Origin of the sequence: Calothrix rhizosoleniae SC01 (assembly GCF_900185595.1) — a bacterium.
Lineage (GTDB): Bacteria > Cyanobacteriota > Cyanobacteriia > Cyanobacteriales > Nostocaceae > Calothrix_A > Calothrix_A rhizosoleniae.
The window spans coordinates 1-10340 of record NZ_FYBH01000103.1; the positions used below are offsets into that span (position 1 = coordinate 1).

The 10340-nt window shown below is 40.0% G+C and carries 11 protein-coding genes and 1 pseudogene; 10 read left to right on the forward strand and 2 right to left on the reverse strand.

Going from position 1 to position 10340, the window contains the following annotated elements; all coding sequences use genetic code 11:
* The first annotated feature begins 257 nt into the window (after positions 1 to 257).
* The 4 genes from CALSC_RS05865 to CALSC_RS05880 all read left to right on the forward strand — a co-directional run bounded on the left by CALSC_RS05865 (position 258) and on the right by CALSC_RS05880 (position 3178).
* Positions 258 to 476, forward strand: a complete 219-nt coding sequence (locus CALSC_RS05865; RefSeq protein WP_088240464.1) for a hypothetical protein — start codon at positions 258 to 260, stop codon at positions 474 to 476.
* A gap of 209 nt (positions 477 to 685) precedes the next feature.
* On the forward strand, positions 686 to 1957 hold the full coding sequence (locus CALSC_RS05870; protein ID WP_200817575.1) for a GNAT family N-acetyltransferase: 1272 nt from the start codon (positions 686 to 688) through the stop codon (positions 1955 to 1957).
* Positions 1958 to 1961: 4 nt separating this feature from the next.
* On the forward strand, positions 1962 to 2441 hold the full coding sequence (ruvX, locus tag CALSC_RS05875; protein WP_088240465.1) for a Holliday junction resolvase RuvX: 480 nt from the start codon (positions 1962 to 1964) through the stop codon (positions 2439 to 2441).
* Positions 2442 to 2611: 170 nt separating this feature from the next.
* Positions 2612 to 3178, forward strand: a complete 567-nt coding sequence (locus tag CALSC_RS05880) for a DUF3727 domain-containing protein (protein WP_088240466.1) — start codon at positions 2612 to 2614, stop codon at positions 3176 to 3178.
* 193 nt (positions 3179 to 3371) lie between these two features.
* On the opposite strand, the gene CALSC_RS05885 is transcribed toward CALSC_RS05880, so the two are convergent.
* Positions 3372 to 4364 (reverse strand): hypothetical protein, encoded by a 993-nt coding sequence (locus CALSC_RS05885; protein WP_088240467.1) that lies wholly within the window; start codon positions 4362 to 4364, stop codon positions 3372 to 3374.
* A gap of 366 nt (positions 4365 to 4730) precedes the next feature.
* Between CALSC_RS05885 and CALSC_RS27280 the strand changes: the two genes are divergently transcribed.
* From CALSC_RS27280 to CALSC_RS26290, 3 genes are all read left to right on the forward strand, one after another.
* On the forward strand, positions 4731 to 5678 hold the full coding sequence (locus CALSC_RS27280; protein WP_235006691.1) for an RNA-guided endonuclease InsQ/TnpB family protein: 948 nt from the start codon (positions 4731 to 4733) through the stop codon (positions 5676 to 5678).
* Positions 5669 to 5992 carry a transposase gene (locus CALSC_RS27285; protein ID WP_235006692.1) on the forward strand — a complete coding sequence of 108 codons (324 nt, stop codon included), beginning with the start codon at positions 5669 to 5671 and terminating at the stop codon, positions 5990 to 5992. Before CALSC_RS27280 ends, CALSC_RS27285 begins: the two co-directional genes overlap by 10 nt.
* A gap of 99 nt (positions 5993 to 6091) precedes the next feature.
* Positions 6092 to 6235: a hypothetical protein gene (locus CALSC_RS26290; RefSeq protein ID WP_159460570.1), complete on the forward strand. Its 144-nt coding sequence runs from the start codon at positions 6092 to 6094 to the stop codon at positions 6233 to 6235.
* 277 nt (positions 6236 to 6512) lie between these two features.
* Here CALSC_RS26290 and CALSC_RS28145 read toward each other — a convergent pair.
* Positions 6513 to 6660, reverse strand: a pseudogene (locus CALSC_RS28145) (transposase); the annotation flags it as partial.
* 561 nt (positions 6661 to 7221) lie between these two features.
* Between CALSC_RS28145 and CALSC_RS05900 the strand changes: the two are divergent.
* From CALSC_RS05900 to CALSC_RS05910, 3 genes are all read left to right on the forward strand, one after another.
* Positions 7222 to 8553, forward strand: a complete 1332-nt coding sequence (locus tag CALSC_RS05900; protein WP_088240468.1) for a pentapeptide repeat-containing protein — start codon at positions 7222 to 7224, stop codon at positions 8551 to 8553.
* A 252-nt stretch (positions 8554 to 8805) separates the two neighbouring features.
* Positions 8806 to 9345 carry a methanogen output domain 1-containing protein gene (locus tag CALSC_RS05905; protein ID WP_088240469.1) on the forward strand — a complete coding sequence of 180 codons (540 nt, stop codon included), beginning with the start codon at positions 8806 to 8808 and terminating at the stop codon, positions 9343 to 9345.
* A 119-nt stretch (positions 9346 to 9464) separates the two neighbouring features.
* A partial coding sequence (locus tag CALSC_RS05910) for a sensor histidine kinase (protein ID WP_407641886.1) occupies positions 9465 to 10340 on the forward strand: 876 nt, incomplete at its 3' end.

Below are 10340 nucleotides of genomic sequence, written 5' to 3' on the forward strand. Positions count from 1 at the left end.
GAAAGCTTGCGCCCTTGTCATTGGTAAAATGATTTTCAGAAATCACCTAAGTAAGTCGGCACAATAAAACCAAACTATGTGAAGAAAAGTAAATAAGACTAAAACCCTTTTTCCCCTGCCTCTTCATGACTCCTTTTTTCTGCTGTTTAACGAAGCATTAAAGTTCATTGCGAATTATGAAGGTAGATAAGATAGCGTGATAAGTTTTGGTATTTATAATAATCAATGGCTACCTAATCAAGGAGATCTCAGTGGCAATGGAATCACAACCCTTAGCAAAGACACATACACATCGTGAGGATTTTAGCGAATATGTGGCTCACCTCCAACTTCATATGGCACTACAAGCCCGCAATTTGGTTCCAACCCTGAAAAATTCTCAGCCAGAGCAACAAACCCCAGAAAATAGCAGACAAGAATTACTCCATCAAACCCAAGCAGACTTTGAAAAGCAGATATCTCGGCAAATTCCCTAGGATGGGATATAAAAAATCCACTACAATTAAAGTAGATATTGTTGGGTAATTACTGTTGTACCCGGCAAGTCTACTTTTTTAAATTTTACCGGATGTAAAAATCTATCTTTGAGAGTAATATTTCGTAATAAAAAGCCGTTAGTATTAACCTAAGTAAATTACCTGTATCCCTATTTATTGCATCAGGCTGAATGGCAGCTTAAATCAAAATGACTTCACTAATCCCTCAAAATCTCAGCGTAGTCATCCGACCATTACAATATCGTGATCTGGATGGAATTGAAAGACTAGCTCAAGAGTCATCGGCTGTCGAAACCAAGAAGCAGACTGATTCTGCCATTAGGCAGATGCAAAGCCTTCGACATTGGTATGGGATCTTAAAATGTTTAAGCTGGTTCCCTAATCCTTTACAGCACCTACTTTGTACCTACATAGCAGAACAAGGGCGAATGTTACTGGGAGTAATTCAAGTTTCTCCCTTTAACCGCACCCGTACTACTTGGCGGGTGGAACGGGTAATGTTGGAAAAGGGTATCGATCGCCAAGGAGTTGGTTCCCAGCTACTACGCTACTGCTTCGAGTCATTGTTAGAAGCACGTACTTGGATACTGGAAGTAAATGTCAATGATAAAAATGCCTTGGCACTATATCGCAAAAATGGGTTTCAGCGTTTAGCAGAAATGACTTACTGGGAAATTGCCCCCAGCTTATTGACAAATCTAGCTCAATTAGAGCCAGATTTACCCAATTTACTGCCCATAAGTAATGCCGATGCCCAATTGCTATATCAATTAGATACGGCTTCTATGCCTCCCCTTATGAGGCAGGTTTTTGATCGCCAAACCCACGATTTTAAAATCAGTTTGTTTAGCTCATTAACAGCTAACATTCAACAATGGTTGACAAAAATAGAGGTTGTTAGTGGGTATGTTTTTGAACCTCAACGCAAAGCAGCAATTGGTTATTTTCAATTGAAGATAGATCGAAAAGGAAAACAACCTCACGTTGCGAATCTTACTGTACACCCAGCTTACACTTGGTTATATCCAGAGTTAATTTCTCAACTAGCTCGTATTGTTCAAGATTTTCCGACTCAATCATTACAATTAGCTTCTGCTGATTATCAACCAGAAGGGGAAGAGTATTTAGAACAAATAGGAGCTAATCGTATAGAGCATACCTTAATCATGTCCCGTTCGGTTTGGCATAAAGTTAGGGAATCAAGATTAGTATCTTTAGAAGGAATTCAGTTACCCGAAGTTCTGCAAGGTTTGCAGCCAGCACGTAAGCCCATACCAGGAGGTATGTCATGGACTCCCCGAAATAAATCAAAATCCTCTGATAAACTGGGTCAAGGTAAACCGATGCAAAAACCTGTCAAATTTTCCGGTAAAAATAATGTGAATCCGGGGGATCATTATCAACAGAACGGTAGAGAAACTGATTCTCACTCAGAGCATATCAATAAACATCAGGAGTAAGTGTTTGGGAAATCCGGATAAATTACCTACAGCACCAAGCAAGCAACATCAACAATCACCATTTATTTCTGCTTTGGGTTTAGATGTTGGTCGTAAACGTATTGGTGTTGCAGGTTGCGATCGCACCGGCTTAATTGCGACTGGAATCACCACCATTGAGCGCCAATCTTTTGTTGAGGATGTGGAAAAAATCCATATTTTAGTTAAAGAACGGGAAGTACAAACCCTAGTAGTAGGCTTACCTTACTCAATGGATGGTTCTTTGGGTTTCCAAGCTCGTCAAACTCAAAAGTTTGCTAGTAGACTGGCTAAAGCTTTACAACTACCCGTGGAATATGTTGACGAGCGATTAACATCATATCAAGCAGAACAGATGTTAATCGCCGAGAAAATTTCCCCGTCCCGTCATAAAGGTTTAATTGATCGCAAAGCAGCCTCTTTAATTTTGCAACAATGGCTAGATAGTAAAAATCGCAGTAGCTAAATTAACAAGAACATCTCTTGCGCGATCATTCCTGGGAGCATGATATTCTGAAGTGGATTAGCCAGCAATAGCAGCAAATAAACAGCGATGTAAGATAGAAATTGTCATTACATAGTCAATTAATTGCGTAAAATTGCTATTAGTTCTCCAGTTGCAAGCAAATTTTGGTTATGTTTTCCTCTCCGTTTTCCGATGAAAATGAACGCGATCTGGGTGCCATCACTTTGACTGATGAGCAAGGAAGAAGTCTTGAATGCTATATTGAGGATTCCTTAGTAGTAGATGGACAAGAATACTTCTTATTACTTCCTACAGACTCACCAGTAGAAATTTTTGCTTGGGGTAATGAAGGTGAAGAAGAAGCCATTTTAATCGAAGATGATGCTACTATTGACCAAATTTTTAGTACAGCCCAAGCCGTTCTAGCAGAACAAAACCTAGAGTTAAAAAATACAGCTTACGCTTTGACAGCTGCAGGAGATTTACCCCCTGTAGAAGAATCAGAAATTTTCACTTTAGAAATTGAAGATGAAGAGGATAATTTAGAACCAGAACAATTGCAATTACTTGCTAGTTTCTATCATGAAGAGCAGGAATATGCAATTTACACACCCCTTGATCCTTTGCTGTTTTTTGCCAAAAAAGGTGAATCTGGTAAGCCAGAATTGCTTTCTCCTGAAGAATTTCGTAAGTTCCAACCACTCCTAGAAGAACATCTTTTTAATGAAGTTGAATAATTTGCATAATATTTAAAGCTGAAAATATTCCCCAGCAATTTCAATTCATTTAAGGGTTTGTTGAGCAAGGAAAAACCAGACAGATGATTTAGTCTATTTTTCCTGACTCAACAAGTATGCACCAGATATTTACAGTTATATTGAACTGTATAGCGAATTATTAATTCAGATGATAATTCCAGGGAATTGAGGTTTAATTATGTCCATCAGCATTTGAGAATAATAAATCAGCTGTTTCTTTAATCACTGTTTTGTTTTTCCAGTAGCCATTATGGGCATCCCCAGGATTGTCACCACAATCTACTTGATATTCCATAATTTGCTCCGGAGCATCGTACAGCCTTCGAGTACAAAAACCAAGAAGATCGTCTATATCATAGAATACTTTCCACTTAACCTGATTAGTAGGCTCAATGCCAATATAACTAGGGTCAAGTAATTTATTTTCCGCGAGAAAATCCACTAGTTTTTGTTTACGCATGGCAAACATAGGCAGTTGAGAAGCAGTACTAGATAAAGAACCTAATTTTAATTCTTTTCTTTGTGCTTTTTGTCGCCATTGTTCAAAACGTTTACCATCCAACCCAAAATCTTTTTCACAGAATCCTGGTTGATGATTGGGAGCAAACAAACCAAACAGAAAGTCATGGGTTAGTGCTACACCCAAACTATGTCCAATCAAGTGCAGACGAACATCTTTCGCTTCATGGTAAAGTTCTAATTTTTCTAGAACTTGTCCGTAAACAGCTCGACGAACTTCCCTTTCTCCATCTTCAGAAGAATAATAAATTACATCACCAAAACCACGGGTAATAATAGATTCTCGCAAACCAACTACTAATCGTCTGACTAAAGGTGTGAGTAGAGGAAAATCCATACCCTGAGTAATATTGTTGGGGTGTGGGTCTTTCACTACTTTATCGTAGCAAACCCGCTCATTCACAAAATTTTGAGCCCGAGTCAGTCTTTGGTCAGTACGTATTTGCTCTGAAGGTATAGTGAGATTAATTGGTAACTCTTGTCCCCACTCAACCCCAATAAAGCTCTCCGGGAACACTCTAGATAGCTCTGGTTTCTCCTTCAGTAAAGCCTCCCAGAATTCTTGATACAGTTTAAAAGGAGATGTGGGCTCGGCATGGGGACTCATGCCATGAATAATTATAAGTACATTGACCGGTGTAGTCATATTCTCTCCTCAATACTAAATATGTAAGATACTCCATGAGCAGTAAAATCAACACCTATTTTGCAGATTTCTTGTCAATTAAGCCACTTGCTTCCCTTATATTTGTATAAATCTACTTATTTTATATGCGATCGCTCTTAATCTTGAACTCAGTAGGAAAATAGTATTGAAGAGTTAGGTTATACCAATTTAACTATGAGTGGGGGTTTGGGGGAGCTATAAGTCCCACCCTGTAATCTTTAATTCAGCGTCGGGATAAATGGACTCCCCCAGCTAATTTTACCGGGATTGACCCGATAAAATTAGCAATCTACTTAAATTTATAGATTGGTGGATTCGGGTTAAAATTGCTCCATGACTCTAACCATGAACTACTGCTACCGAATTTGCCCAGACTCTAACCAAGAAGGGACAATGCTGAATTGGTTGGAAATATCTCGCAAAGTCTACAACTATGGTTTGCGGGAAATAAAAGATTGGGTATTTTCTAGGAAGTGCAGCTTAGAGCATTGTTCATTGGAAAAAGAGTATATTATCCCAACGAATACACCTTTCCCTACTTATTACAATCAACAAAACGCACTTCCAAAAGCCAAGAAAGAATTTCCCCTGTTAAGTGAACCACCATCTCAGGTTTTGCAAACGACCATTCGCAGATTGCATGATGCCTGGGACTACTTTCAAAAGCGAGGATTTGGGTTCCCACGCTTTAAAAAGTTTGGGCAAATCAAGTCAATGTTGTTCCCACAATTCAAATCCAATCCAATCACTGGATGGCAAATCAATCTACCGAAAGTTGGCAGGATGCCGATTAATTTGCATCGACCAATTCCAGATGGATTCATTGTCAAACAAGTACGAGTAGTGAAAAAAGCAATTCGCTGGGAGGCGATTGTCACCATCGAGTCTGATGTTTCAATCCCAGATTCTCGACCCCATGGAGATGCTTTGGGTGTTGATTTAGGGCTTGAAAAGTTTTTGACTACCTCAGAGAAGGAATTCATCTGTCGACCCCGATTCCTGGTATCTTTACATCGCAAGCTGAAATTGCTGCAACGTAAATATGCCAGGACAAAAAAAGGGTCGAAGAATCGTGAAAAAGCCAGAATCGAGGTTGCTAAATTCCACAATCATATCGCCAGTGTTCGCAAAGATTGGCAGTTCAAGCTTGCTAACCGTTTATGCACCAAACAAGGAATTGGCATGGTGTTCGTTGAGGATTTGAATCTGAAAGCAATGTCTAGAGGTATGTTGCGAAAACATACTTTAGATGCGTCGTTCGGTCAGTTCCTCGGTTTACTTGAATGGGGGTAGCTAAGAAACATCAAGTTTACTTTGCCCGTGTCAATCCTGACGGCACATCTCAAACTTGTCCCAAGTGCGGAACCTATACGGGTAAAAAAGACTTGAGTGTGCGAATACATCAATGCGATAGTTGTGGATATCAAACAAATCGAGATCATGCCGCAGCAGAAGTAATTAGGCTGCAGGGAATAGAACAAATTAGTACGCAGGGACTCTGCGGAATAGAAAATGCCTATGCAGTCTATCTGCCGAGGATTGGCGAAAGTCAATCTAGGTCAGAGGCGAAATCTCCCAAGAGAAAAACTAGGAACACCAAATCGTGAGGTTTGGAAGCCTACACTATAAATCGAATGGCACTAAGAAAAGCTATAAGCTATGAGGAATAAGCACCACAGCTTTTAAAGTTATTGAACAATGGAAGGATGATTCAGGAGATTATCCTTGATGCAGTTTCCGAGGCAGGCGAACGTTCCACGGAGCGCACAAGCGATCGCGTTCAAAAGTTGACACAACTGGGGAATCCTGGGTGCTTATTCGGTAGTGCCAGGTTGGGGCATCAAAATTGAGCTACGGGAGCAGTTGCAAACTGCTTCCCTAATTCATGGCGGGGTTTTATCATTACGGGATAAGCTTTTGGGCGACGTTTACGAACTCGTGGTTCAATTCTGTTTGGGCGCTCTGGAACAACCTTGTGAACAATAACTTTCAATAAAATGTAATAAATCCATTGAAGCTTTGTTTTACAAGCAGCTAATAATTGGGGAATAAAGTTATTTAAATGATGGCGAGTACCTTGTAACGACAAGCGTAATGGAGGAGTAGCGTAAGTAGTACCAGCGAACCACATCAAACTACGAATTAGATTGTAAGCGAGTAGATAAACATAAATTTCTTTACGCACCATTGAAGGGGTTTTACACCGTAAAATATCCATCCCTAGAGTAGTTTTGAGATGTCTTAAATTTAGTTCAACATCCCAACGTTTACTGTAAAATTCTACAATTTCTAAAGTAGAAAAAAGGCAATCCCAAACTTTGATTAAATTTATCCTTGAGGATTTGTACTCGCAGCTTTGTCACAGTATTATTAGTTAGATTTGCTTGCTCGTCTCAAAGAAAGTATTTCATAAGCGAGTAAGCTTTTTCTACCTACAAAAATTTTGCACAATCGGTACATCTTATTCCAAAGTCACCGAGCAAAGCACAGCTATGGCGTACTTGCCTGACCTTTACCAACCTCTAAGTCATTGCCATCGATAAGCAGAGCATCCCGTAGGGAATCACAAAGGATATTGAACAAAAGCGGCGATGCTCCGCAGGGGTGATTGCAATCGCTTTCATGACACTGCATCAAGGACTATCTCCTGAGCCATACCGGCAGTATTTAATAGCTTTAAAAGCTGTAGTTTTTATGGAGCATAGTTTAGAGCTTTTCTTAGCGCCATTCCACTATAAATCTTTGATTTTAGTGTAGGAGGATGTCACAAAGCTTACCAATTAATTCAGCAAAAATGATGTTACGCTGAGGGACTTGCTGGGGCAAAATATATAGCATGACCAGTAAACCTAATTTCCACTCCACATCAGAAAAAGACTTGCAAACCAGTGACTTGGACAATGCAAGTGAGAATCCCCCGATGACAGAAAAGCTTGCTGCACCAGAAGCTCTAGGAGCTACTAACTCTCCACAATCGCAACACAATACAGATGCTCTCAAACAAAGCCGTTATCAACAGCAAGGGCGGATAGTAAATCCAATTACCGTTACCCCTAGAGCATTAGTGCTAACAATAGTCGCGATCGCCATGACTGTCACCGGTATGGCTGTGAATAATTTCATACTGGGCATCATCGGTACAATAGCCACATTATTTTTATCTGTGGCTATGCTTTTACCTTGGTTACAAGAAGTATCAGCCGAGTGGTTTTCTACCTATGAACGAATACTGTTATTCGGATTCCTGGGAGTTATTATTGGTACTACTGGATTCGTTAAATTCACAGGATTGGGTCATCTGATCATGATTTGGGGACGGAGGATTAATTGGGAAGCCTCCGGAACCTTAGCAGAATGGTTTGGTGCTTTGGGACAAATTCTCATTGCGATTATTGCCGTTTATGTTGCTTGGCGACAGTACATTATTTCTAAGGACTTAACCATCCAGCAAAATTTACTCACCGTGCAACAAAACCTGATTACTCAGCAACAGACCATTGATTCTTACTTTCAAGGCATATCCGATTTAGTGTTGGATGAAGAAGGATTATTAGAAGATTGGCCCCAAGAACGCTTATTAGCAGAAGGACGCACCGCCGCCATTCTCAGTAGTGTAGATGGGAGTGGTAAAGCCAAAATTATCAGATTTCTCTCCCGTTCTAAATTACTTACACCCTTACAACGAGATGGACATTTGGGCAGGGCAATTCTTGATGGTAGTGGTGGTTATGCAGAAGATAGGCTTAAAGGGGTACGGGTAATTGATTTAGGCGTCATGCTAGCAGGTGCAGACCTTTGCCAAACTGATTTGCGATGGACTGACTTAAGCGAAGCTAATTTTGTCCGTGCAAATCTCAGTGGTTGCGACTTAGTCAAAGCCAATCTATCCCGGACTATTTTATATGAAACAAATCTCAAAGGTGCTGATCTGAATGGCATTCGTTTATATTATGGTTCATTAGAAACAGCATCTCCTCGCAGTCGTACCGAACCACCAAATTATCAAACAGGGGAACATACTGGTGCGGTGGTAGAAAATGCGGATTTCAGCAATGTTCAAAGGATGTCTGAGCCTGCCCGTCAGTACTGTTGTACCTGGGGTGGAGAAAAAACCAGATCCACTATTCCTGGCGGTTGTGAAGGTATTCCCAATCAATTGGGTAGATAGTTAGTTGCAAAGGTAAAGGTGATTCAATTTTGGATTTTGGACTTATTCCACCCAATACTGTTAAAAATGGCTGTTTTTTGTCAGTATATTAGCTTAGATGGATGTTAGTTTTGCAACTAGCTAGGGAAAACTAATTCTAGTTATGAATGGTACTTAATTTCAGGGTTTCTTAATATATCTAGTTACTTTTGCTTATTTAAGAACCATTCATACTTGTCCTATCTAAAATAATATTCAGAAAATAAACCCATCATGGTTCAAACATCTTCAAGCCACAACCAAATAGCATCCTTACAATTACCCATAGATCGTGACCAATTTTTGCGCTCCATGATTCGAGAATTGGCTGGAACTTTACAAGATATTGTTGGGATTGAAGAGGCAGCAGGTTTTTTAAATGTGGTTGGTTCTCGAGCTGGTCAGCACGTCAATGACGTATACCATAATGCTTTTCAACTATCAAACCTTTCTCGTGAGCAGGTAACTGCTGTTTTGGTAGATTGGAAACGCCGGATTCAAGGCGACTTTTACGTAATTGAAGAAACCGATGAGAAAATTGTTTTAGGCAATCGCAAATGTCCGTTTGCAGAACAGGTAGAAGGGCGCGAAGCCATGTGTGTGATGACATCTAATATCTTTGGCGTGATCGCCGCTGACAATCTCGGTTATGCTAGGGTCGAGTTACAAGACACAATTGCCAGAGGCGCACAGGAATGCAAAGTCGTCATTTATCTAAAACCTAGCGCATCATTAGATGAGTTTGCAGGACAAGAATACTTCAAACCAGAGTAGCACTAACAAGCGGGACATTTGCAGACTATATCCTCTTTTTGTAATATGTCCCAACCACAGTTGATTCTCAAAACATAACCTTTAGTGTTACAGCAAAGATCCTGCTTCAATCCCTCAAGATGATGATACCCAATCAGTTTTTAACATTTGCCCAGGTTTTACCAGATTCTCTACTGCTGGTCACGAGTGCAGGTGAGATTATAGCAGTTAATCAAGCTGCTGCCAGACTTTTTAATAAAACCAGTAAAGGAATGACTGGTGAGGATCTGAGAAAGTTTGTCACTGATTCTTCAAAGAAGGTAATTGATTATCTTCGAGTTTGCTCCCAAAGTCGTCAAATGATTTTGGGATCTTTCACCATCCACCAAGCTGAGGGAGAGGGAATTGCTTGTCGTAGTCAAGGTGCTGTTATCCAACCGCGATCGCCAGAAAGTCCAGCGATTAATTTACTCAGGTTAGAAAAGCGAACGAGTAATCAATTCGTTGTGCTTAACCAAAAAATTCACGCCTTGAATCAAGAAATTCAACAACGCCAACGCATTCAGGTAGAACTAGCGCAATCGAATGAAACTCTCAAACAAACTCTGACAAAACTGCAAAATGCGTTGCAAGTTGTCCAAACAGAAAAGATGTCTGGGTTAGAACAGTTAATTGCAGGAATTGCCCATGAAATTAATAATCCGATTAGCTTTATTTATGGAAATCTGAATTATGCTGGTAAATACTATGATGATTTAATCAAACTAATTCATCTTTATCAGCAAGAATATCCTCATCCCAGTCAGGTAATTCAGCAGGAAATTGAAACCATAGAGATGGACTTTCTGGAACAAGATATTCAGAAATTGCTCACTTCAATGCTGACAGGTTGTCAACGTATTGCCGAGATAGTGAAATCTTTGCGAAACTTCTCTCGATTAGATGAAGCAACATTCAAACCAGTTGATATTCATGAGGGTTTAGAAGCTACATTGATGATTTTACAAAATCGTCTC

Excerpts from the sequence above, each read along its gene's own strand:
- CALSC_RS26290 (WP_159460570.1), top strand. The coding sequence starts at position 6,092 with ATGATTCAGGAGATTATCCTTGATGCAGTTTCCGAGGCAGGCGAACGT.
- CALSC_RS05900 (WP_088240468.1), top strand. The coding sequence starts at position 7,222 with ATGACCAGTAAACCTAATTTCCACTCCACATCAGAAAAAGACTTGCAA.
- CALSC_RS05885 (WP_088240467.1), bottom strand. The coding sequence starts at position 4,364 with ATGACTACACCGGTCAATGTACTTATAATTATTCATGGCATGAGTCCC.
- CALSC_RS27280 (WP_235006691.1), top strand. The coding sequence starts at position 4,731 with ATGAACTACTGCTACCGAATTTGCCCAGACTCTAACCAAGAAGGGACA.
- CALSC_RS05905 (WP_088240469.1), top strand. The coding sequence starts at position 8,806 with ATGGTTCAAACATCTTCAAGCCACAACCAAATAGCATCCTTACAATTA.
- CALSC_RS27285 (WP_235006692.1), top strand. The coding sequence starts at position 5,669 with ATGGGGGTAGCTAAGAAACATCAAGTTTACTTTGCCCGTGTCAATCCT.
- CALSC_RS05865 (WP_088240464.1), top strand. The coding sequence starts at position 258 with ATGGAATCACAACCCTTAGCAAAGACACATACACATCGTGAGGATTTT.
- CALSC_RS05870 (WP_200817575.1), top strand. The coding sequence starts at position 686 with ATGACTTCACTAATCCCTCAAAATCTCAGCGTAGTCATCCGACCATTA.
- CALSC_RS05880 (WP_088240466.1), top strand. The coding sequence starts at position 2,612 with ATGTTTTCCTCTCCGTTTTCCGATGAAAATGAACGCGATCTGGGTGCC.